The organism is Falsiroseomonas sp. (genome assembly GCF_051859025.1).
In the GTDB taxonomy this organism is placed as follows: domain Bacteria; phylum Pseudomonadota; class Alphaproteobacteria; order Acetobacterales; family Acetobacteraceae; genus Falsiroseomonas.
Genome location: NZ_JBHYGL010000010.1, coordinates 23,854 through 49,418, shown reverse-complemented (window position 1 = coordinate 49,418; position 25,565 = coordinate 23,854). Strand labels below are relative to the sequence as shown.

The following is a 25,565-nucleotide window of genomic DNA, read 5'->3' as shown; positions in this document are numbered from 1 at the left end:
CCCATGACGGGGTGGCGCCCTTGATGAAGGCCAAACGATGCGAAATCTTCTGACACTCACGACGGCACTGTCCACCGGCGCGCTCGCGCTGATGGTGGCGGTCGCACCGTCTGCCCGCGCGCAGACCGTGATCAACCTGACCAACCTCGACAACACGCTGGTCGGCGTGGACACCACTGCCGGCAGCAACCAGGGCTTTTCGGCCAACACGGTTCTCGACAACGTCAATGTCGGCGACGCGCTGAGCAATGGCGGCCTGTTCGGCGGTGCGGCGAACATCCTCGACCAGCGCGCCTACAACCAGCTGAACGCGATGGGCGTGACCGCGCCTGGCGTCGTGACGCCGGTCGTGCTCGGGACCGTGGCCGGCTTCCCCGGCGGCAACCCGACGACCGTCGAGATCAACATGCTGACCTCCGCGGCCAGCCTGGGCTCTGGCGGCAGCACGCTGTCCGGAACGACGTCACTGACCAGCACCAACACCAATACCGCCAATGTGGTTCGTCCGAACGTCATCCCGAGCGCCGGCGTGGGCGTGCCTTCGCTGCTGGTCGGCTACTCCGCCGGCCCGGCTTCCGTGGGCGGCAGCCAGGTTGGCATCAACTCCGCCAACGCGCTCGGTGCGGCTTTCGCGCCCGGCACGACGGTGTCGCTGAACCAGATGCCGATCGGCCTGGCCAACGTCTCGACGGGCGGCCCCACCACCGCGTCCAGCACGGGCGGCCAGCAGGGCCTCCTGAACATGAGCTCGGTGAACAACCTGGTGGCCTTCACGGCGCAGGGCAGCTCCGAGGTCAATGGTTCCGCCACGGGCGTCGATGCCAATGGCAACCCGATCACGGTGGCCGGCAGCCAGATCGCGCAGAACCGCTTCAACACCGCCGCGATCTATGGCGATGTGGCGCTGGTGCTGGGCCAGAAGGCCGATGGTCTGAATGCCGTGGACACGGCCTTCACCTCGGCCAACATGGCGGCGGCGTACAGCGCCAACCTGGGCAGCGCGGGCATTGATCCGACGGTTCGCAACCTGAACCAGGGCGCGGGCGTGGACATCAACACCTTGGCCCTCGCCCCGGTGGGCGGTACCAGCGGCGCGGTGACGCTGAGCGGCCAGCAGAGCATCACGGGCAGCGGGAACTGGAACGCGGGCCCGAACAGCGGCACCGTTGGCACGGTAATCCCCGTTGTCACCAACCAGATGGTCGCCTCCACGGTTGCGAGCACCCTCGGCACCTTGGCCGGTACCCAGCCGGCTACTTCAGTGATCGGCGGTGGTGTTCTCGCGTTCGATGCGCCCCGCAACTTCGTGAATGGTGCACCGGCCGCGGCTGATGTCGGCCTGTCCAATGTGGGCCAGACGATCGCGACCGCCTACAACCGCGTCGATGCGGGCAACATGGCGATCACCGCGCTGCCGGCGACCGGTTCCAACAACGGCACGGGCTTCTCGCAGGTTGCGGGCGAGATCGGTGCGATTTCCAGCGTGGCGGTGCCCTTTGGCGCCGGCTTCGCGGTGCGCGCGCTCAATAACGCCCAGGCGGATACGGTGGCCGGCCGCTCCAGCATCGATGGGCTCGCCCAGAACTACCAGATGACGGCGAATACCCTGACCTCCACCGCCAATGTCACGGGTGGCTTCACCCAGACGGCGAATGCGCTGAACTTCGGCGCCGGCGTCGCGGCGCCGGCCGGCTACGGCGCCGCCCAGGGCGGCGTCTCGGCCCAGGGTAGCGGCGGCTCGGCCTTCGCCGCGGCGGGCCAGCCCTACGAAGTCGCGCTTGGTACCGCCGCCCCGTTGGGTCTGATGACCAACAGCGCCTATGCCGGGAACCAGTTTGGCGGCAATGCATCGCTGACCGGGACGACGCAGCGCACCAACGTGCTGGCGAACGTCCTGTCCACCAGCGCTGCGCTGACCACCACCTCTGCCGGTGCGGTTGAGCAGAACCTCGGTGCGATCGCCGGCTATGGCGGCACCGGCTCCATGCAGTCCCTGGGGGCGCTCTCGGGCAGCATTGCGGGTAGCGGTCTCGCCTCCGCGACCGGCTATCGCCAGGATATCGGCCTGACGGGTAACCTGGTTTCCGCTTCCGGCCTTTCCGGGACGGTCACCCAGCAGGGTCCGTCCATGTTCAGCGACGGCACGGTGAACTATGCGCAGGCCATCTCCGGTGGCCGTGGCGATGCGACCATCGGGTCTGCCCTTCTGTCCGGGACGGGCGCGACGTCCGGCATCCAGACGACGGCGCTGACCATGAACCGCATCGACTCGACCGGCACGATCGGGTCCGCGGCGACCCCCGCGGCGCTGAGCCAGGCGAGCGGTGGGGTCAACGTGGGCAACAACCTCGGCTTCAACGGCGCGTCGAATGTCGCCGCCGTTGCCGCGTTTGGCACGTCCGGCAACGCCGTGGGCAACAACCTGGTGCAGCAGGCCAGCGTCAACTTCAACAGCCTGGCTTCCACCGGGCTGCTGGTTGGCAATGCGAACCAGACCTCCAACGGCTTCCTGTCGGCGAACGGGAACTCCGCGACCGCGAACGCGGCGGGCTGCGGCTCGGTCTGCAACGGCACGGGCAATGCCACGCTCCTCGGCACGCAGCAGGTGGTGGGCCAGACGCTCAACACCATGGCGCTCGCCGGTGGCGCGACGGGTCTGCTGAACCAGGTCGCGGCCGGCGGGACGGACATCCTGTCCCGCAACACTGTCCGCACGCAGTCCGCAAACGGCTACGCCATCAACACCGGCGTGCAGGTTGCGACCAACGGCGTGAACGTCATCAGCGCCGCCCGCTGATCAGCCTGACCCGGGCCGCCCATCCTTCGGGGTGGCGGCCCGGATTTCTTGCGGCGACACCCGAACCGGGCCGCTACGGCTTCGCGCTGCGGGTGATGGGCGGACCCCGGTTCATGCCGGGGTCCGCTTTTTCGTGTTGGGGCCGGCCCGTAGCGGCCCCCAGATCCCCGAGAGGCGTTGATGCAGTCAGGCAGCTTGGCCGGGTTTCCCCGCTTCCTTCCCCCGGACCAGTTGCTCGTGCGGGACCTTCTGGGGCAGCTCCGCGCCTTCGAATCGGCGCCGCCGGCCATCCAGCGCGCGACCCAGGCCGTCCAGCTCGGCAGTCTTCTGCGTCACGCCACCACCTGGTCCCCCTTCTGGCGCGCCCGCATCGCCGCCGCCGGGATCGACGCCCGCGCGCCCTTCGGCATGGAGATGCTGGCCCGCCTGCCGATCCTGTCGCGCACCGACGTCCAGGCGAATGGGGCGACGATGCGCGCCCATGTGCCGGGCACGGTGCCCGGTGATGTCGAGACATCGAGCACATCAGGATCGACCGGACTGGCCGTGCGGGTGGAGAAGTTCCGGCCGCTCTACAAGCCGCTCTACGAGGCGGCGTATCTGCTCGATCACCAGTGGCATCAGCGGGACTCGCGGCAGTTGCTCGGCGTTTATGTCCGCACGGTGCGAGACGAGGATGGAACGCGGTGGGGGCCGCCCATCAGCTGGTTCGAGACTGCGGGCCCCGCCTTCCTTCGATCCACGGCCACCACCAGCGCCGAGGCGTTCCTCGACATCATGAGGGAGCGGCAGCCCGCCTACGTCGCCACCTATCCTTCCGCGCTGCGCGCCCTGGCCGCGGTGGCGCTGGAACGTGGGGGCGCCATGCCGCCCGTGCGCCAGTTCATCACCTCCACCGAACCGGTGACGGCGGCGACGCGCGCGCTGGCGCGGCGCGTCTTCGGCGCCCGCGTGACGGACCGGTATTCCTGCGAGGAATGCGGCTGGCTGGCCCATCAATGCCCGATCCATGACCATTACCACGTCCTGTCCGCCCAAGTGGTGCTGGAAGTTGTGGACGATGATGGGCAGGCCTGCGCGCCGGGCCAGCCAGGGCGCGTCCTGGTGACGGCGCTGCATAGCTACGCGATGCCACTCATCCGGTACGACGTTGGCGATCTCGCCGTCCTGGGGGAGGGCTGCGACTGCGGCATCACGCTGCCGGTGCTGTCATGCATTGAGGGGAGGGAGCGAGAGTTCTTCGTGCTGCCCGACGGAACAAGGCGAAGTGCGGCCTTCAACCTGGCGCTCGCGGAGCCCGATGCGGATATCCTGGAGCAGCAGATGCGCCAGTACAGCTGCGGGACGATCGAGGTGCTGGTCCGGGCCGCGCGGCCCCTCGATGACGCCTGTCGCGTCAGGATCGCGCGCTTCGTTGGCGGGCTGTTGGACAACGCCTTTCCGGTACAGGTGCGGCAGGAGGCGTCCATCAGCTGGACGGGACAACGCAAGCACCTGGCACTCCACCGGGTGCACCGACCCTACAGGGAGGATGGGCTGGCGGCCACGTTCATCTGAGGCCGGAGGGAGATGGCGCGCGGCCCCTGCCATCCGCGTGTGGAACCAGCGGCCATCGGAACGATGCGCATCGAACATCGGCATGTCTCGATAGGGGACATCGGCTGCGGTCGCCGCGCGGGATGGGCCGGTGCGGGTGGCGCTGCCCGTTAACTTTCCAGTATACTCTGCCTGCTAGGCCCAATGTCGGCGACGGAAGCGACGTCGTGCCTCTCAGTCTGGAGTCGGGGCAGCGCAGCCTGCGTCCGCAAAAACTTGGAAAGATGCCATGGGCCGCGAAACATGAGCGATCCGGCGTATAATCCCACAATGTTCGATGCGAATAAGACGCGGATCCTGCTGGTCGATGACGATCCCGGCTTCGTCGATCAGCTATCGGCGTATCTGTCCACGCAAGGATTCGAGACTCATTGCCTGCTCGAGGTCTCGCACTTCATCCAGACGCTCGACAGCTTCGCGCCCGACCTCGTCATCCTCGACCAGCGCCTGGGTGTCGTGACGGGCACCGAGTTGCTGAAGTACATGCGCGAACGCAGCGACGTTCCCTGCATCATTCTGACCGGGCATTCGGACCCGCTGGACCGCATCGTCAACCTTGAGTTCGGCGCAGATGACGAGGTGAACAAATCGGTTGCACCGCGGGAAGTGCTGGCGCGCATCCGGAGTGTTCTGCGGCGTGCCCGCGGGCAGGCGTCGCTACCGCGGACGCCAGGGGCTGTCGCTGCCCAACCGGGGTGGCGGCTGGATAAGGGGCGGCGATCGTTGTTGAGGGCTGATGGTCGGCCCTGTCCACTGACGACGGCGGAATACGAGACGCTTGCCCTGCTGCACGACAATAGCGGCAGCCCTGTCAGCCGGGATGCGATCAGCCTCCATGTCTTTCGCCGCCCCTGGCGTGAGGGCGACCGCGCGGTCGATACAGTGATCAAGAAGCTTCGCCGTAAGATCGAGCCGACGCCGGAGGATCCGGAGTCGATCAAGACAGTGCGGCAATTGGGCTACGTGTTCGTTGCTTTTCCCGTAGCTGACGAAGACCGATGACGATGCGTGCGACGACGGTAGTCGACAGCAGATAGCCGGCGGGTCGCGTCACGTGGTCGGTTCTGACAATCGACCTGGCGGCGGAGACAGCCGCCTTAGCGATGGCGCGGGCGACATCGGCGACAGAGAACATTGCATCGCCCGCATTCTTGCGAATTCGAGGCATGGCGATCTCGGTTAGCCGCGGCTCCGTCCGACGTGGAGCGGCAGCCGTTGGCGTGACCGCCGATCGTGTCCCATCGCGTGGTGCAGGAGCGCGCTGATCGTCGGCGGGCTGGGCCGCCGGGTCAGGCGGGCACAGCCTCGCGGATCTTCACGTATGGTGCGTCGAGCCAGAGGCAGGGGCAGTCGCCCTCGATGGGGCGGGCGAGGAAGTCGCGCATCCGGTCGTCGATCTCGGCGGAGAGGCGGCTGACCTGGCTGCGGCTGATGCCCTCCATGCCCATGGCACGGACCAGGTCGTCCACCGAGCGCGTCGGGAAGCCCTGGACGTAAGCCTCCTGGATTGACGGCCGTCAGCGCCTTCTCGGCGGTCCTGCGGGGCTCCAGGTTGCCCGGGAAGTAGGAGCCTCGCCGGAGCTTCGGGATGCGAAGCTCGACGGTGCCGGCCCGGGTCTGTCAGTCACGGACCACTGCGACGTCGCTCACACGATGGGAGCATCAACGCTGGGAGCCTGCGCCTCATCCTGCATCCTGGTCGGATGACGCACTGAGCTCGGCGACCGTGAGCGGTGCTTGCCACAAGCCGCGACGCATTGAGAACTGGGTCAGCTTCTCCAGCTCCGCCGCAGTCGCCGGATCACGCGCGAGTTCAGCAAGGCGATCCCCAAGCGCAGCAAGATGGCTGGCCTTTGCTGCAAGTGCCGTGCCCCAACGATCATGCAGAGGAAGGGGGCGACGAAACAGGCTGTCTGCGACGGCCCTCCCGAACAGGACCTGGAGCAGATCGAGTCCAGACGGATGCCTGACGCCGAAGGTCACGTGCATGCTGGCTTCGGCTTCCGCAATCGCACTGTGGTACCAGCCATGTGGCAGATAAAGCACGTCGCCTGGGCGAAGAATCACCTGGCTGAGTAGTTCGCCCTTTCGGCTATCGCCGTCGTCGGATTGCGCGGCTTTCTCGATAATGGTCCTTCGGCCGTCTTGCTCACCCTCACGCGGCCACTCCTCGCGCCCCTGCCAGATGTTCCAGATCTTCTGCCCTGATGCCTGGAGTATCCATACGTCATGGGTATCGCAGTGCGCCTCCAGCGCCTTGCTCCCCTTCTGGGAGATGTAGATGTTGGCCCATGACTCCGCGAAGCCGGCCGCCAAGAACATCTGCTGAATGACGCGAAGGCCACTCGTGTATGTTTCGACGCCATTCAAGACGACACTCGCGCCCTGTGCTATCCAGTATCGAACGCGATCTGCATCCGGCCGGAAGATAACGTCTCCGGCCCTCGTGCGTACCGTGTAGCAATACTGCTCCGTTGGGACGCGTCGGCCAGAGAAGAGAAGCTGTAGATCCTCGTGAGCCCAGATGTCCGCCGTTGCCAACGCTTCATTGATGCTGTGAGCGGAAAGCAGTTGCCCCAAGCGATAAGGATTGCCCGTGAGGTGAACTGGCTTGATGTCGAGGTAGGAATCAAGAAACTGCGCCCCGGTCAGTGGCGCGAGAAAATCATCAAACTGCATGGCTAAAAATCCTTGGCGACTTGATTTGTAGAAGCGAGTGGAGCGCGCCTTTAGGAGGCCAAGCGACCTTACGGGTGCGTTGTCCCGCTACTACTGACAATCGCCTTTGGCGCGTCACCACCAGAGTTGCATTCGTGCGAAATCGACAAGACGGCGCGTTGCAAGCCACCAAACAGGGCGCTGGCCGGCGTCGAGCCGGGCCATGCCAGTCATGCCGGGTCGCCACCATTCCTCAGCGCTGTCGACCTGGCCGCGGACAACCACCGCATTCTCACCGCCCTGAAGGCTCGCCATGGGCACGATGTGCGAGACTCGAATGGCCGTGGCGATGGCTGGTTGGCCGACCAGCGCGACCTCCCCCGTGGTGCCGGGATGGATCAGACTGATGTCCGACTCATGGACAAGGATGTCGACGTAGATTCCCTGCCGGCCAGCAACCCTGAAGCCAGGTTCGCCGCGGCGCAGGGGCGCCCCCAACTGCTGAGGAAGATCGCCCTCGACGACCAGGCCATCAATGGGTGAGCGAACCTCGGCAGCGGCGTGTCGGTAGTCAATGTGCTGCAGTCGCGCCCGCGCCTGCTCCACCTGAGCAAGCGCGATGCGCATATCGGCTCCCGCACCAGACGCCTGATGCTTCTGTGCCTCACGCTCGTACTGCGCGATATCCGCAAGGGCGCTCGCGCGTTCGAGCAGAAGCTCGCGCGTCTTCAGGCGGAAGAGAACCTGCCCGGCGACGACGGGGTCGCCAACCTTCACAAGCACTGCGTCGATGAAGCCGTCGAAAGGAGCGCCAACCTGTGCAAGTTGATCGGTCCTCAGCACGGCCGGCGCGTGCACCCGGTGCTCAAGGGGCATCATCGCCAGTCCAGCGAGCACGCTTACGGCGACCGTCGCAAGGAGAGACCTTCGCAAAGTCAGGCTCTGTGCGAAGCGGAGACTCTTTCCAATCTGCTGCCAAAGCCGAGTGGCGAGCGGGCGCTCCGCCTCATGATGAGCGATCAGCCGCGTTACCGCTTGATCCGCGAGGAGACGGAGTAGCCATAATTGAGGTTCAGAAAGCGGCCTCTCCGTTCCCTCCACAACGAGGGCGCCGATGAAATCGCCTCCTATCCCCATCGGGACGACGACAACGTTTAGAGCGCCACTCTCTCGTGCATAGGCGGTCAAGGCCCAAGTCCGAGCGCCATCCCCGGACGGCAGGGGCCATATCAACTCGCGTCCCTGCTGCAATCCCTCATCCACGGCCTCTTCCATCAACCGCGCCAACTCTGTGCGGCGCGGTATTGAGTCCATGTGGCTGACGGCGACCACCTTAACCCGCTTTCGCGGCCGCCAGCAGAGTGCGACCTGGGATGCCTGCATGTAACTGCAAAGACCATCGACCATCTGCTGCGCCGCGACCTTGAATCGCGCAGCACGATCAACGCGGCCGACTATGTCGATGATCTTGCCGAGTCGCTCATTCTCTAGCCGCGTTGACGTGAGTGCGCCGCGAAGCCGCATCGTGTCGGCAGCTAATTGGACCAGGGGCCCAGCGATAGAGACGGCGCGCGGCAGATCGGGTGAGTCGACAGAAACCATGACGACAACGCTGCTGCCGGGCCGGTCACCGCCCAGCGTAAGGGCGATGAGCGCGCGCCCCGCGCCCGCGCTTCCACCACGTATGAGGCAGGCAGCCTCGTTGACCGCCCGATCGGCGACGTCCTCGAGTAGCCGGGCGCCAACAGTCAGCACCTCGGCGGTGCCGTCGGTTGCGCCTGCTGCGCGCCACTGTCCACCTTGCGCGCTACGAGCCAGCAGGATGGCGGACCTTGCGTCAAAGAGCGCACGGATATTCGCCAGCAAGGCCTGGCTGCCGATCGCCTCTGCGTCTTCGGCGGAAGCAAAACGAACGAGCAGACTGCTGGGGAGGGCGAGCGATTCGTCGGTGGAGTGCATATTGATCACAACCCTGCTTCTTCGAATCGCAGATCACTCGCGAGCACCGTCCGTCTCGAGGCAACGCCCATCCTGGCGTGACGCGCTTGCGCAAGTCGCAATAGAACCGCTCCAGTTCTGCTGGCGATGCCTGGGGGGAACAGACAAGCATATCTCAACAGACGCTGAAGGAGGGGCGCCTTGACCGTCTGGAAGACGAGATCGTCGGGAGAGAGGAAGCGACGAGAGGATCCTGGTTCGCCCTGACGAGCGGCCCTGCCGGCCATCTGGCGATCGATGCGGGACAGATCGTTCACTTCGGCGAGGATGACATGCAGGCCCCCTGCAGCAGCCACGGTTGCCGGCAGCCTGATGTCGGTGCCGCGACCCGCCATGTTGGTCGCAATCGTGACTGCAGACGGCTCGCCAGCCGCAGCAACGACCGCGGCCTCGACAGACTCATCAGACGCGGTCAACAGCCTGGACGTTCCACCGATGCGATCAACCAGGCTGGCGATTCTCTCGGCGGTGCCGATCGTTCTTGTGCCGACCAGCACCGCACGCCCCTGCGCGGCAACAGAGACCGCTTCCGCCGCGACGGCAGCGAGTTTGACATTCCGGTCAGTCAGGAGTTGCAGTGGAAGGTCGCTGCGTCTGGAGGGGAGATGAGGGGGAATGCGTACAACCGACATCTGGTAAATGAGCCAGAACTCCTTTGCAGCCTCCGCTGCGGTACCTGTCAGGCCTGCTAAGTGCGGGTAGGCCCGAAAGAATCGCTGAAAACTTCGGCGACCGGCGATCTCGGACAACGGCGTTGGTTTTAGCCCTCTGACGATCTCAAGCGCCTGATGGAGGCCCTGGGACAAATGTCGCCCTACGGTGCGACGGCCGGTCTGCTCGTCAAGCAGGATCAATTGCTCATTCTCGATGACGAAGTGCCGGCCGTGCTCGAGAAGATGGCGTGCCGTCAGCGCGAGATTGACAAGATGGACAACGCGCGTCGGAGATGCCCATGGAGATCTGAAGCCATCGGTGTCGGCAGTGGCAACCTGCACGCCCAGATCATTCAGTCGTACGCGTCTGACTTCGGGGTGGACGTCAAAATGGACTTTCTGCTCTAGCGTGCTGGCAATCCGAACGGCTTCCCGCATCGCATCCTCGAATCCGGCAAGCGGCTTCTCTGTGGCGATGATCAAGGGCGTTACTGCGTCGTCGATGAGTAGACTGTCTGCTTCATCGACAATCGCCACGCCGAGGCCGCGACCGACTTGGCCGCCCTTTACACCCCCTGAGGACAACATCTGAAGGCACAGCGCAGTCGGCGTTGGTGTTCCGCCAATACTGATCTCGTCCCGGAGTATATCCGCCAGCAGTTCCTTCGCGGTCGTGTAAACGATATCCGCGGCGTATGCGACACGCCGCGCCGGCGCTTGGTCGGCATCACCGATTGATGCGACGCGCAATCCACAAGCCGCGTAGAACGCCTCGAAGAAGGTGGCATCGCGAGCGGCGAGATACGTGTTGCTCGTGAGGACGTGGCAGGGTGGGCCAGTCCAGGAAGACATCACAGCGGCAAGCGCGGCTGTCAGGCTCTTCCCCTCTCCCGTCTGCATCTCCACCAGATAGCCGCGGTTCGTGGCAAGCGCTCCCATGATCTGGACGGCATATGGCCGCATGCCCGTTGTCCGCGATGCCGTCTCGCAAATCAGCGCAAGGGCGTCATCCTCATCAGCGATGCGAAAGGAACGCGCCAGCACGATCCAATCTCTCTGCTCACGCAGGCGCCGCTGTAAGTCGAGGTCCGATAGATGCTGTAGGCGTTCGGACAGTGCATGGATGCGGATGGCCTGGCGGCGCAAGCCCCGCGCGACCCACCATCCGAGTTGGAGGTGACGTTCGGCCCGCCAGGCAAGGGCCTTGAGCCCGCCGGGCAGCGGGACTTCTGCATAATCCGAACCGACCATCCGGCGGAGGGGAGCGATCACAGGCGATAACGCCGCTGAAAGAACTGCCGTGTGGCTTCAAGCCAGCGCGCGCCAAGGCTGCGGTGGGGCAAATCGATCCGAACCCAACATGACCGGCGATGCACAAGAAAGGCATGATCGGGTGCGCTGATCCGTCCCTCAATCTGGAAGATGGGTTCCACGCTCGCAGTGCCCGTTGGATCGTGACCAGAAACTGCAATATCACCACCGCTCGCCGAACCGAGCGCCGGATTGGGGAGCCTCGTGATGGCGAGCGGCACCATGCGCAGGTCGTACAGATGTATCATCGTTCGAGCGTCGCCAGAGCACCGGACAGTGCCGGTGAGATCGGCCACGCTGGCTACCCTTGCGGCTGCGCTTTGCGGCACCACGGCGATCAAGCGGTGGTCGGCCTGGGGTATGAGTGTTCCGAGTTCAGTGCCGCGCTCGACCCAACCATGCATATGATTGTGAATAGCTGGCGCCGCCCAGTATCCATCAGCGGGCGCGCGGACGAGCAGAAAAGCGATGTCAGCATCTGTCTGCCTCAGCGCCTGCTCCAACGATCGTCGGCGCTCCCGGATGGGGTCGAGATCCGCCGTCCCGCTGGCGAGGGCGCGTCGCTCCATCATTCCATTGCGGACAAGCTGCAGCTCGATTGTCCTTCGTTCCAGGGTGAGTTCAGGATCTTCAAGCCTGACAAGTGGCTCACCGGCCCGGTGTACCATGTTCGGACGTCCGATCACTTCGACAACGCGGCCGGCGGTACCCGTTGAGACTTGCTGTGCGCCGATGGCTTCGATGCCGGCCGGGAGGGTATTCCAGTCAGGCAAGGGGCTGAGTATCAGCGCGCATAGCAGTCCGAGCGAGACGCCGCCGCGCAGCCATGCGTGCCCCGGGATGGAAGACACCTCTGCCCGGTTCGTCCGCCATGCTGCGAGCATTCGGAGCGCCGGCGGTCCTGATGCGCTGAGTGTCAGTACGATGGCGGCAAGCAGCCCAAGTCCGAAATACTGATCGGCGATGAACAGCACGATGCCTCCGATCGCGAAGATCCTGTAGCCGAGGGCCAGTGCGCCAAACGCGGCAAGCCCGTGATGATCGACGGCGACTTCATCCTGATCGCGGCTGGTGGACCTGCCGAGAAAGAACGTCCTCACCGCACTACCGAAGGCCGCCGAGGACTGAGCCGCCAGGTTGGGAACATCAATCAGATCACTGAGGATGTAATAGCCATCGAAGCGCATGAGCGGGTTTGCATTGATAACGAATGCATAGATTGCCGATGTGAGCATCAGGCTGAAGGCGGCGTCATTGACTGGTCCTGGCGGTGTCGACGACCATGCGATCGTCGCTAACGATGCGACGAATGCATCGACAAGCATGCCGCTGGCACCGACGGCGACCCGGGCAGCCCTGCTGCGAAATCCCCAGGCGGAACTGACATCCGCGTAGGGGATCGGAGCGAAGATGAGGAGCATCACACCAAGCGTATGCACGGCGCCACCATGGCGACGGCACATGCCTGCATGACCCAATTCGTGGAGTGCCTTGGATATTGTGAACGATACAAACAGCAGGATCGGATCTGGCGCTGCGAAGATCGCGCTCGAAGCGTCGATCACGCTCTCCCAGCGCTGGACTAGCGTCGTGAGACCGAGAAGAACGACAAGTGCCCATATCGACAAGCCGATCGGCCCGAACACGATCCGAAGAAGCGGCGCCATGTGCCGCAGCGCGCGGTCGGGGTCTATCAGCGGTATCTGCAGGAACAGGAGACTCTGGGCCCGTTGAAGGGCGGGTTTACGCAGCCGGCGCCTGCCTCTTTCCGTCAGCCGCGCGCTGTCAGTAGGTGTGCTGATTGCCAGGAGATTGCGACGGTAGAGTGCTGAGATGAGCTGTACTACCCGGTGCTGGGTAAGCGCTCCAATCTCGCCTCTGTCGTAGGCAGCCTGCCACGCTTCCCCGACGCAGCGATGCGAAGGAAGGGAAGCGATGAACCGCCAGCCATCAGCGCGTAGCCTGGCGTACTCGTTGCTCATTGGATCATGCAGCATATGCCAGGTCTCGCCGCCAATCTCACGCGCAGCAACTCGGACCCTGCTGTGAATTCTGATCTGCAGCCCGCTAACGTGGAGCCAGCGATCGCTGAACATTGTCGTTCCCCTGCCACGCCGGCCACTGAACGAATGTAGGGCGTCTGACCCGCAAAGCGGCGACCGATACCAAGCGCGGTCCAGCAATCATACGCGGCATGAAGAACATATTTGTAGATAAGCGTGGACAATGGGGATTGGTGGGGTGTCGGTTGGTGCTTGAGACGTTCCTGTTGGGGACAAAAGAACGCACAATGCGGCCGTGATCGGTGGGGTCGACGTGGTAGTCTTTCCCGCTTGCGAGTCAGTCTGCTCGCGGTTCGTGATGCGCAGTCTGATTGGTCGAAGGATGTTCTGCTGATGGCGCGTCGTTCAACTCCCTCGTCCCGCCGCCGCCAGCCCAGGGTGGGCCTCCTGGATGTGCTTGAGCCCCGGATTATGCTCGCCGGCGACGCGCAACTTCTTGTGCAGGACGTGCTGCTGCCGGTCACTCCGGCTGCCGTATCGCAGCAGGCGCCTGGCGTCTTCGATCAAGTCTCTGGTGACGACACAGGTTCTCTTGCTGGAGACCTTGCTCTGCTCTCTGCGGATGGAGCTAAGCACGATGTTGACGACGAGGCGGGCAGCCTCGTCGTTGGGGCTGGCCAGGTTCTCGTTGGTAGTGGCTCTTTCGACGGTGCTGTCTCGAACGAAGGCTCTGTTTCCCCCGGTCACTCCCCGGGCACGAGCTCGTTTGACACCTACACTCAGGCGTCAGGGGGCAAACTGACCATAGAAATCGCCGGCGCGACGACGGCCGGTGTGGATTATGACGAGGTTGCGGTAACTGGCGCTGCCAATCTAGATGGGACGTTGGAGATCGGTCTGCTGAGTGGCTTCGTGCCGACGGCCGGCAACGTCTTCAACATCCTCACCTACGGGAGCAGGAGCGGAACATTCGCCGCCATCACCGGAAACTACGCCGGAAGCGGGATAGCGTTGACCGCGGGGTATGGCGCGACAGGTCTCAGCCTCACGGCAGTGGCGCTTCCCGGCGGTATCGATCTGAGTTTCTCTGACTCCACCAAGGCCGATTCCCTTGCGGCGCTTCTGACAACTGCCGGTGCGACAGGCTCTGTCGTGGCTTCTGGTTGGTTCTCCGCGGGTGGAGTGCGAGCTACCGGTGACTTCGTCATCGATGTAGCCTGGGATGCGACGAATTCCGCTGCGATTGCGGGGGTCAGGGTCACCAATGCGATTGTCGCTCTGATTGACTCTCCTTCCAGCGCGCTGCTGACTTCCGCGAGTGGCGTCCTGCGCATCAATGGTGGTGGTGTCGCGGGGAGCTTCACGGGAACGGCGACGAGTGCCGTCCTTTCGGATGCGACTGTCAGCGGCTCCAATGTCCAGCTGGCCGTGAATACGGCGAGCCAGGCGGTCAACGAGTCCGTCACTGTTGGCGGCTCGAGCACCGCACTTGCTCTGGGCGCCAGTCTGACGCCAACCCTTTCAGGGACGCTGGCGATTGTTCGGGGTGGAACTGGCCTAAGCGGGACCATGTCGCTCGCCTATAATGCCGGTGCCAGCGCGTGGAACGGCACGATCGCGAGCGGGGGCACCTTCGACCTCGCCAGCCACCTTCGCTTGACGAACCTGTCTGGCGCCACCTCCGGTGTCTCGACGCCCGCCGCCACCTTCACCCTCGCATCCTCTGGCTCCAGCGTCTTCGACATCCAGGGGAGCGCTTCCGTAATCGGGGTCAGCGGCCTCTCGATCGCGGGAACCTTCACGGTGTCCAGCGATGGGACGCAAGTCGCCGGTGACGCGGCGATCACGGCGACCGACCTGCCCGTCATGCACGCGGCGGTCTCCATGTGGTCGCAATCGGGGCAGCTGCGCATCTCTGGCAGTGGCCTCTACGCCGACATCTACTCCGTTTCCGACCCCGCGACGATCGTCGGCCGGTTCGCGGCTTCCAGCTTCGCCATGACCCTGGCCGGAACTGGGTACGCAGCGCGGGCGGTCGGTACCTATCAGGCGACCGGCGCGAACACATCGGAGACGGCGACGCTGGAGGCGAATACGACCGGCGCCAGCCTAAGCGCGCCAACAGCGACGACAGGTCTGCCGGTTGATCTGAGCTTCGGCACCGCGTCGAAGATCTCCCGCATCAAGGTCGATGCATCCTCGGTAGCTTTCACTCAGGCCTTCATGACGTCGCTGCGCGCCGCGGCGCTCAAGCTTGAGGCAGTCGCGCTGGGGGCGGAGGTAACCTACACGACCACAACGTCCAACCTCGGCGTTACGACGACCGCGACGACCGGCGCGGCCGACCTGGATGGTGACCTCACCGACCTGAATGCATTGGGGGAGGCGCTCGACGGCCTCGGCTACAATCTGAACCAGCTGCTGCACGCGAGCGATGTGCTGTATCTGGGCCGCTACATCGAACGCTACCTGCGGCCAGCACTCGGGCTGGATGCAATCTTAAGTGATACCATCCCGCTTGGCGACGCCGTCCCGACGATGGCGGGCCTGATCGCCTATCTGCAAACCAACTGGCGCCCGACGACGGAAGATGTCGGCGCGGATGCGCTTTCGGTGGTGATTGACGGCCGCGGCTACGGGTTGGACCTGCAGACGGCGGCGGTACGCAGCGAGACGGTCAGGATCGCTGCGCAGGAGGCACTTCTCGCCCTCGGGGTCAGCCTTGATGCGGCGCCAAGCACGACATTGGCTGTCCGCGGTGACATCCGCCTCGGCATCGGGTGGTCCGGAAGCACAGCATCGTTCCGCCTGGACGACTTTGCTTATGACATCCGCGCCAATGCAACGGGCCTTTCTACGACCGGTCGCTATGGCGCGCTGGGTATCGAGGTCACTGGCGCAACCGCGGCTGTAAGCCTGGTTGGTGACGTCACCCTCGTGTCTGATGTCGTTACGGTCAGTCCGACCACCAACTCCATCGCCGTCAACCTGCCAATCTCCGCCTCTCTGGCTGGCGTGAGCGTGACGGCAGGGTACACGCCGACCGTCGCCCTTGCGGGGGCGCCGGTGGGCGGCGGAGTTGTCTCTGCCTCGGTGAGCGACTTCGCGCCGCTAGCAGGCTTCCGCAGTCTGACAGTCGCTGATGCGACCAATGCTCTGCTCCGCCTCGTCAATGGTCTCGATACGACGCTTGAGTCGGCGGCGCTCACGACCGCCTTGCCCTACGTAGATGGCACGCTCGCGTCCGGGGTCGATCTTGGCGGCGCGTGGCAGACGTCCGTTCTGGATACCATCGACTTCCGCAAACCCCGTGTTGATCGCATCAGTGGCTCCGCCGCCAATGGAAATGGTGCGGCCATTTCGCTCGGGACTGTGTCGGTCGACCTGAATGGGGTCGCGCTGACCGAGGCGAAGAACATCAATATACTGACGATATCGGCCGCAGGGCGCGACGTCAGCACCGGCGCGGCCCCCTCTGCGACGAGCCTCTTCACAGCCTCCCTGATCGGCAAGCAGGTCAGCCTTTACACCGGTGCTGGCGCCCTCGTCGGAAGCTACACCATCTCCGACGTCGACGTGACCGGAGCCGACGCCGGCTACCGATTGGAACTTGCGGGTTCAGTGACGGCGGCAACCGGGCTGACCTACGTCGTGCACGACGTTCGCCAGGCATTGTCAACGCTGCAGGACTGGATCGCGGCGGTGAACGCCGGCACGCCATTCGGCAGCGGATCGATCTCGTATAACAACACCACGCGCCAACTCACCCTTCCATTTGTCATCGATACGACAACCACGACCGATACGATCGCTCTCGACCTGGACCTTGGCAGCGATGACCTGAGCCTCAGGACTAATGACAGGGCCACGATCACCACCACGGTATCCGGCACGGCGACCCAGGTCATTGACATATCGGGCGCGCTCCTGTCCGGCACGGGCTCCATCGTGGCCGGAAGCGATACCTTCACGACGTCCAGCGACATCTTCACCAACGCCATGCGGGCGTTGCCGACTGCCAGTAGCGATGGGCTTTCCTATTCGACGGGCAAGCCTCCGAAATGGGAGGTCGCCGTTGGGTCAGAGATCTACCTGATCGAATCGGTCGACTGGCCGTATCAGCTAAACCTGACTCTGCCCACGTCCTCCACCGGCGCGCTGACGTCGGATGTTGCCCTCCGCCTTCGCGTCGGCTTGTCGACCTTCGCCGTCCAGACGGACATTCTGCTGAGTGCGGCCAACACGACGTCTAACGTCGGTTTGGGCTCGATCGTCGCGCAGCTGCTCGAAGCGATGGCCGGCGCGACATGGACGGTTGTGGAACGCGCGACCGGTGCGCCCGATCTGGGCTCGGCCTACAGTTTCGACGCAGCGCGTCCGGACCTGACCGTGTCTGTCGTCAATGGCAGTGTCCAGTTCCAGGGGCCGAACAGCTTCTCGATATCGAAGGCATCGACAGATGCCGGGCTGGATGCGGCAACAGCAGTCACGGCGACGCATTTCACAACGCGGACTGTCGTTCTGGATCGGGCCGCCACCGCAGCCGCCAGCGCGTTCACCCTTCGCAAGTCGACCTTTGGCGTTAGCGCGCTGAACTTCAGCGGAAGCATCACCACGGCCGCGCAGAACTTCTATGTCGCTGGCAACTACGGCTTCATCGGCATTGAAGCTGGCGGGACTGGCACTGGTACGAGCCTGGCTGGCAGCGCGACATTCTCGGTCGCGCTCGACCTCGGCGGTGCGGCCATGTTGGATCCATCGGCGTTTGCCGTCGATGCGGAAACTGGCCTCGTCTCAGGCCTTACAGTGGGCCGTAGCGGCAGCGGCGAAGTCCGGATAGGTGGCATTGAGTTCGCCGCGGGCTTCGATGCGGGTCAGACGTTTGGCGGCCAGGCGCAATTCGTCGGCTTCGCGCCGACCCTCGACGATACTATCCCCACCGTCGTCACGCAGAATCTCTCGCTCTCGCCGGTGCTGGGGACACTTGTCTCCGATGGCAAGGCGGTCGCAGGGACCCGCGTGAGCGTTCTGCCGTCTCTGTCCGATGGCTTGTGGTGGTATGCTGAGTTGGCTTACGCCGATATTGCCGCGGCAGTGTCCGAAGGCGCGACTGCCATCGCGGATGCGCTGTCCGCGCAGCCATTCTACACTCAGAATCTGCCGGGCCTCTCTCGCTCCATTCAGGCGCTGACGGGCTTCGCCACGGAGATTGCTGCGGGCGGCGCGAGCGCGTTGACCGGCACGGCAACAACAATCCAGGCGGCCACCACTGCCGTAGCGACCGCCTTCGGACTGAGCACGTCGGCGGTGAGCATGACACTGGAAGGCGCCACGCTTCGGATCCGGCTGAGCCTCTCCGATACCTTCAGTGAAGACTATGGCTTCTCCCTGAACGTTGCGACACTGAAGGATCTGGCGAAGAGCGCGTCGACGGGTCTCGATGGCATTGCCGCGCTGGTCGACCGCAGCGGTAATTCCGACACGATGGCGTTCAGTGCCGCGATCACAACGACGATCGATGTTGGTCTTTCCCTGAGCCAGCCGAACCGAGTTAGCGAGAGTGTGCTCACCCCGAGCACTGCGGTCGCCTTTGCAACCGACAGTGCCGTTGTCACCAATGCCCAGTATGCCTCCCTTGTCGCGGCCCTTGCCGCTGTTTTGCCGGCTTCGCTGTCGGACGGCATGGTCCTCCAGGCGACGGTGGCCGGCCTTCGGACGTCTGCCGAGAGCGCAGCGATCGGGACGTCGCGTCAGTCGGCTCTGCGCGGTCTCGCCGATGATCTGACGACGTCGCTTGGCATTGAGGTAGAGCTGATTGAGGGAGAACTGGCCACGGTCGCGAATCTCGCGACGGCCAACGTGTTGAGCGCCGTCACGCTGGCGACGCCGAACCGGGCGATTGCCGTCTATGAAGGCGGAACGAAGCGGGTTGTGGAGAGTACTCTCACTCCGAGCACTGCGGTCGCCTTCGCAACGGGTAGCGCGAACGTAGAAGACGTCCTTTACGATTCCCTCGTCGCGTCTCTTACCGCCATTCTACCTGGCACCCTGGAAGCCGGCTCGCGCTTGCAGGCGACAGTCGCCGGCTATCGGACTGCCGCGGAGGCGACCGGCGTCGACGCGTCTCGCCAGGCGGCCCTGCGCGCCCTTGCTGACAGGTTGTCGACGTCAATCGGCGTCGAGGTCGAACTCTTTGCGGGCGACCTCAGCACGGTAGCGAGCCTGGCAAGCGCTAACGTTCTGAGCGACGTCACGCTGCTGCGCCCGAACGGCGCCGCGGCCGGCACGACCACGACGCTGGACATGTCCCTTCGCGGGACTGGTCTGAAGATGAAGTTCTTCGCCGGTGGCATCCACATGCATACCGACACCGGCTACCTCGTGATTGATGGAGACGGCCTCACCTCCACGACGAGCGACAAGGCATCGCTGACCGTCGCGATCAATTCTTCCACCGGCAACAGCTACAATCCCGCCACCCAAACGCTCGCCAGCTCAACCAGCGCGACAGTCTCGGGTAAGCTGTCGGCCAACCTGCCGCTGATCCTGGAACTGAGTGGCTCTGCCGATACCAGTGCCGGGACGCTGATCGCTGCGACGCCCACGAACACACTGGGCACCTTCTTCTCCGAGATGGCAGGCGCTACCATCACGGGTAATGCGCTGACGCTGACCGTTCCGGATGTGACCGGCACCTTCGCCACGATGGGTGGCGACACCAGCATCATGTCGGTCATCAAGGATGTTCAGGAATTCAAGGACAGCCTGAAGTACAGCCTAGATGCGGTGTATGAGGCGCTCTACGCCGCTGTCCCCCAGGAACTCTACATGCTGGAGGGGACGGCAACAAAGTCCGTTGAGTGGTTCTCGCAGCTCAGCGAACGTCTGGCGACTGCCATCGCGAACGTGACGTCTGAGGGGGACATCGTCCTCGCCTTCCGCAACGCCATCTACAGCGCCTTCGGACCCACTGCAGGCACCTGGGCCGTGCTGCAGGACACCTATAGCTCGACCGGCGCAGCCAGCTCTTCCTCGACCGTCGACGCGAACGACGTCTATGTCAGCTGGCGCAAGGAAGACGGAACCCTGTTGCAGCGGTGGACGCCTGGAACGACCACGGACCCGACATTGGCCGATGCGCTTCAGTTCAATCTGAAACTGAAGGGCACCTTCTACATCACCGATAGCGGTATGTCGCTGAAGCTCAATGTGGGCGACTTCAAGATCGACATCCCCCTCGGTGCCTATGAGGAGAAGAACGGCATCCCGCTGAAGGATGCAGACGGCCATGCCGTCAACAAGTCGACTTGGACGAATGGTGGCTTCGCGGTCCAGGTCGAGTGGGCCTACAATATGGGCTTCGGCATCAGCAAGACGAGTGGCTTCTACCTGGCGACGGCGCCGGTGACGCAAGCCGGCGGCGTGAACGTCTATGCGCCCGAGATCACGTCGAAGCTGACGGCCTACCTGGACGGCACGCCGAGCGACCCGACGACGGCAACGGACTACAAGGCCTTTGGGCCCATGAATATCTTCCAGGCGTACCTGGAAGACCGCAACACCAAGGGCGCCGCCACGGCAAGCTCCGTGACGATGAATGTGAAGCTCGATCTTGTCGGCGGGTCCAAGAACCGCCTCACGCTTGATGATCTGTTCAGTGTCACGCAGGCGTCCATCTATGACGCGGTTGAGGCTGTTGAGGCCCCGTACCTGCTGAGCGGCATCACGTCCAAGGCCAACGGTACCCAGACCACCAGCTTCATCACGAGCTTCGTCGACGCAAAGATCGACATCGACCTCGAGGCAACGCTGAAGCTCTACATGGGCAAGGCGCCGAACGGCAATTGGTATGAACCCGTTAGTGCAACAACGAACATCAGCATCTTCTGGGTCTTCCAACAGGGAGTAGACTACAAGATCCCAACGGTGGATCTTACGGACTTCACAGTCGATGCGGGGGCTATCGCGACCTTCCTGGTCGCCTTCACGGCGCCGATCACCATCGTCCTCGCGCCCATCTACGCCGCGATCTATCCGTTCCTGATCCCCATCCCCGCGCTCAGCATCCTCACCGGCACCCCGGAGCCCTGCGTCGGCGATATCATCAACATCTTGCTCTATATGCAGGGCAAGGAACTGATTCCGATGGCCTATCTGAAGGCGGTGAACTACGCGTATCAGATCTCCGCCGAACTGACCAAGATGGCGTTGGACCCCACGGAGAAGTACAATCTCGGTTCCCTCAAGGACATCGCCAACCCTGATGGCCATGAAGTTGTCTACGGCGTGCCGGACATCAAGGAAGGTGTCAGCGGTATGCAGACCATGGGGTCCCTGAAGCTTGGCAAGGCCGCTGCCGGCGGTACGAAGCTCGCTACGGGACTGCAGTTCACCTATCTGCTGAGCATCGACGCCTGGTACGACATGATGGTCGGTAATGCGACCGACCTGGTGACGCTGGATCTGCCGCAGATCGGCTATCCCTACGTCAATCCCGAGAATCCCTACGACATCAAGACGCTCGACATGGATCCGATCCTGTTGGCGCAGCTGAACTACGGCGTTCTGGAGTTCAAGATCGAGGCGGTCGTCAAGCTTTCCCTAGCGCTCGACATCAGCTTCGGTTTCGACACCAGCGGCATCCAGAAGGCGATGGAAACCGGCAACCCGGCCTGGTTCCTGGATGGCTTCTATGTCGGGGACTACACGGTCGACCAGCTTTCCGGCAGTGGCGCCATCGTGCGGAACACCGGGGGCAAGGAGAAGCCGGAAGCCTATGTGAAGCTCGGTGTCGGCCTGGCAGCCAGCGCGGGCGTCGGCCTCATCTCCGGCGGCTTCGAAGGACTTATCGAATTCGCTGGCAACTTCGATCTGCACGATGTCGGAGCGCCCAAGCTCTACTTCGACAGCGCGGGACGTACGACTGGGGCGGCGCCACAGGATGGCACTACAATTGGTGGCCTCAACCTGTACTACAGCAGTGGAAGCAACGAGTACGAGGAAGAGGCCGATGGCCGCCTGCATCCCAGCGAGATGTGGGCGCTGCTGAGCTATACGGGCCCCGGCGCGGCCGGGCCCTTCAACCTCTTTGACCTCTACCTCACCGTCGACTTCGTGGTGAACCTGTTCGTCACGGCCGAGAACCCTTTCACGGGGAAGGGCATGACGATTGTGGAGCTGGAGATCCTCCGCATTAACCTGTTGAACATCCCGTTCTGGACTGCGCCGGACATGCAACCGACGCTTGGCTACGTCGGAACCAATGCATACGGCCTGTCCAATGGCATCCTGACGCTGAACTCCGGTTCGCGGGCCGGCCAGCGTGAGCGCCTCGACAAGGATGACGATGGCGAGACCTGGGAAGTCTTCACGCCCAAGGATAACTCTGACCTGACAACGGTCGTTCTCAACAAGACCTGGATTTGGACGTACCGGGACATCACCCGCATCGTTGTCGACCTTGGCAAAGGCGATGACTATTTCGACGCGCAGCGCCTTTCCAGCGACGTCGCCGTCTCCATAACCGGCGGTTCCGGTGACGATACCATCATGGCGGGCGTTGGCCGCTCTGGCGGCTACTACTTCATCGATGGTGGCGATGGTGGTGACCGCATCGACGCCAGCCTGGCAACGATCGCGACTACGCTGATCGGCGGCATCGGCAACGATACCATCTATGGCGGCAGCGCGGCGGATACGATCGAGGCTGGCGCGGGTAGCGACAAAATCATCGCCGCAGGGGGCGCTGATACCATCTCGAGCGGTACGGGCGACGACCGCATCTCGGGCGGCGAAGGCGCGGATACATTCGTCCTCGGCGATTCCTTCGGTGCCACCCTGATCACCGACCGGGTCGGGCTCAGCACGTTGAACTTCTCCTCCATGACCAATGCGCTTGGCGTGAAGGTCTCCGGCCTTGGGCTGTCCGCTTCCTCCCAACGGGCCGACGGCACTATCGACGTACTGCGCGCGCCGGGGCTGCTTGTCAGCCAGATCGGTTTTGGTGCCGGCAACGACACGCTTCGTGCCAGCGTCTTCCCCTCCCGCAGCATCACCGTCACCGATACCGGTGGCAATGACGATTACTACTTCCTGCTGGGCACAGCGGCCAGCGAGGCGACAGCCGGTTCCTTCGGCATTACGGACAGCCAGGGCAGCTTCGACGAGGTGCAGGTCGAACAGCGGCGTTCGGTGGACGTCATTCGCCTCGGTTCCGGCTCCGTCGTGAACGGGCGCGAGTCCATCAGCTACAACAACCTCGTCGAGCGTCTGACCCTCCTCGGCAAGACTGCGCTCTATAGCGCGACGGACATCACCTCCTTCGGTACCAACGTCACTTTCCGCGCGCTGACCGATGCCGGAACGATCAATCTCGGCACGACCGGGCTTCGCGTCATTGCGAACTCGGTTACGCAGGGCGCCGAAGTTATCGCCGCGCATGTGATCATGCAGACCCTGGCGACGATCGAGGTAAACTACGACATCACCGCGCTTAGCGACGGATACATTGACCTCGCCACCTTCGGTGACGATGCAGATGTGCCTGACATCGCGCTGAACGCGGATTTGTATGTTTCGTCCACCTCGTCAAAGGGCGGGGCCGGCTCCGGCTGGGTTCGCCTTCAGACAGCCCGTGGTTCCATCACGAGCACGGCCACGAGTTCGATCAACGCTGCGGGTAGCCATCTCACCATGGCCGCCTTCGGCGACATCGGCAGTTCTTCCGTCAAGATGACGACAGACGTTGCCAGCGCCTCGATCTTCACGGCGGCGGATGGCACGGGTTCGGCGTTTGTGTCGGAGGCCGATAGCCTCACCCTGCGCTCCGACGCTACTCTCACGACCGTCGAGAATGGCGGCTTCGTCATTGGCAGCGCCACTCTCCAGGGACACTGGGAGAGTGCGGTCACCTGGGCCGCCTCCGTCACGCAGGCTTGGAAGAACATCCTCTCGAACAACTACGTGCTGTCCGGCGCCGTCATGGTCGCGGGCGGCTTGACGACAAGCCTGCGCGGCAACAACGCCCTGTTGCTGGCAAACGATACGGTCACAGCGGGCGACGATATTCTGCTTGAAGCGGATGACCTCGATCTGCATGCCGGCGCGCGTAGCTTGCTCGGCACGGACACGCTGACCATCCGGACGATGCATACCACGCAGGCCTATGCGATCGGCACGGCCGCGGAGGCGCTGTCTGGGACGGAGGTCCTCGCAGAGGTAACGGACCGCGACGACTACCTGGAACTCTCTTCGCGCGATCTCACCGCGATCGGGACCGGCTTCAGCACCCTCATTATCGGGCGTTCCGCGACTGCCGGGACGATGTATCTCGGCGACGTCAAGGATTCGACACTGTCGAAGATGTCTTCGACCGTTCGGGCGTCCGGATCCAGTATCGCGGCTTCCGATCTCGCCGCCTTCCGCAACACGACGCGACTGCTGGCCGATACGGTTCATGTCCAGGGCGATGTCCAGGCGCCGGCCGACAGCCTGACGCTCGAGGCGCGTATCCTCCAGGTGAACACCAAGAACTGGCACGATCCGAATGGAACGCCGGATTCCGGCGCTTCGGCGGATACCCTCGTGGTGCAGGTCAGCGAACAGGCGGTGGTCAGCGGGTGGCTGAAGGGTACTTCGGCGCTGACGGTTAACGTGACGGGCAGCACCGGCGTGAACGCGCTGGAGAGCCCTCAGTACGGGGCCCTCAGCCTGGCCGTCGACACGACGGGTGTTCTGGAGGCCGTGGCTGACGGCGCGGCCCTGGACGTTACAGTTAGTGATGCGGTGGAAATCCGCGGCATCATGAAACTCGGTGGCGCCAATGGCTCGCTGGTGCTGAAGGCGGGTGGCCCGGTCATCGTGGATCGCGGCGGCACCGTCTATGCGCGTGGGGCCAACACCTCGATCACGCTGGAATCGACCGGCGACGTCCTGGCGGTGGCTAGCGGTGGCGCCGTCAGTGGCGGCATCGCCTACACGACGGTGGGGAGTGACCAGATCCCGGGCGTGACCGGGGCTAATGCCTCCATCAGCCTGATCAGCGCGAAGGCGATGCGCCTCGACGGTGCGATCGTCGCCAGCAACAGCCTGACGGTCGCTGCCGGGAATAGTGTCCGCGCTGACGCGGCTTATGGCGCTGTGGCGAACCTCGACCTTCACCCAGCCTACGGCATCTTCAACCAAGCGGGCTACTTCAGCCAACTCGCCACGGTGATGCCGACGCATTACCTCGCCAAGTACAGCGAGGGCTACGGGCTGCTTGTGACCGGTACGTTGAGCGTGCTGGCCGACAGCTCGACAATTGACCTGCACGCTGAGAAGGCGGTGGTCCTGCGGGCCAATGTGAGCACGCCAGGCGCGAATTCGGAGATTGTTCTTCGTTCCGCGGGGTTGATGTTTGTTGAAGGCTACCTCAACGCCACCAAGGGCATCACCATCAAGGGCGGGTACGCCGCGGGAGGCGCCGCGGTCGCTTCCGGCGGGTATGACGCGAACGGCACCAGCGTTGCATTCGGCCCTGCGAGCCGACTGTGGACAACCGAATCCGGG

8 protein-coding genes and 1 pseudogene (1 of these 9 running past the window's edge) are annotated in these 25,565 nt (G+C 63.8%); 4 read left to right on the top strand and 5 right to left on the bottom strand.

Going from position 1 to position 25,565, the window contains the following annotated elements:
• Positions 1-37: 37 nt before the first annotated feature.
• The 3 genes from ACTIE5_RS11155 to ACTIE5_RS11145 all read left to right on the top strand — a co-directional run bounded on the left by ACTIE5_RS11155 (position 38) and on the right by ACTIE5_RS11145 (position 5,395).
• Positions 38-2,797: a beta strand repeat-containing protein gene (locus tag ACTIE5_RS11155; protein WP_439549771.1), complete on the top strand. Its 2,760-nt coding sequence runs from the start codon at positions 38-40 to the stop codon at positions 2,795-2,797.
• 180 nt (positions 2,798-2,977) lie between these two features.
• Positions 2,978-4,354 (top strand): phenylacetate--CoA ligase family protein, encoded by a 1,377-nt coding sequence (locus tag ACTIE5_RS11150; RefSeq protein WP_439549770.1) that lies wholly within the window; start codon positions 2,978-2,980, stop codon positions 4,352-4,354.
• Between the two features lie 282 nt (positions 4,355-4,636).
• Positions 4,637-5,395, top strand: a complete 759-nt coding sequence (locus ACTIE5_RS11145; protein ID WP_439549769.1) for a response regulator transcription factor — start codon at positions 4,637-4,639, stop codon at positions 5,393-5,395.
• Between the two features lie 302 nt (positions 5,396-5,697).
• On the opposite strand, the pseudogene ACTIE5_RS11140 reads toward ACTIE5_RS11145, so the two are convergent.
• The 5 genes and pseudogenes from ACTIE5_RS11140 to ACTIE5_RS11120 all read right to left on the bottom strand — a co-directional run.
• Positions 5,698-6,010, bottom strand: a pseudogene (locus ACTIE5_RS11140) (transposase); the annotation flags it as partial.
• Positions 6,011-6,076: 66 nt separating this feature from the next.
• Positions 6,077-7,072 (bottom strand): JmjC domain-containing protein, encoded by a 996-nt coding sequence (locus tag ACTIE5_RS11135; RefSeq protein WP_439549768.1) that lies wholly within the window; start codon positions 7,070-7,072, stop codon positions 6,077-6,079.
• Between the two features lie 114 nt (positions 7,073-7,186).
• Positions 7,187-9,010 carry an efflux RND transporter periplasmic adaptor subunit gene (locus ACTIE5_RS11130; protein ID WP_439549833.1) on the bottom strand — a complete coding sequence of 608 codons (1,824 nt, stop codon included), beginning with the start codon at positions 9,008-9,010 and terminating at the stop codon, positions 7,187-7,189.
• 5 nt (positions 9,011-9,015) lie between these two features.
• Positions 9,016-10,974, bottom strand: coding sequence for a DEAD/DEAH box helicase (locus ACTIE5_RS11125; RefSeq protein WP_439549767.1), 1,959 nt, complete (start codon positions 10,972-10,974; stop codon positions 9,016-9,018).
• Positions 10,971-13,109, bottom strand: a complete 2,139-nt coding sequence (locus ACTIE5_RS11120) for a hypothetical protein (RefSeq protein WP_439549766.1) — start codon at positions 13,107-13,109, stop codon at positions 10,971-10,973. Before ACTIE5_RS11120 ends, ACTIE5_RS11125 begins: the two co-directional genes overlap by 4 nt.
• A 378-nt stretch (positions 13,110-13,487) precedes the next feature.
• Between ACTIE5_RS11120 and ACTIE5_RS11115 the strand changes: the two genes are divergently transcribed.
• Positions 13,488-25,565: the beginning of a hypothetical protein gene (locus ACTIE5_RS11115; RefSeq protein WP_439549765.1), read on the top strand. It continues 19,113 nt past the right edge of the window; only the first 12,078 of its 31,191 coding nucleotides appear in the window; it begins with the start codon at positions 13,488-13,490; the stop codon falls past the right edge of the window.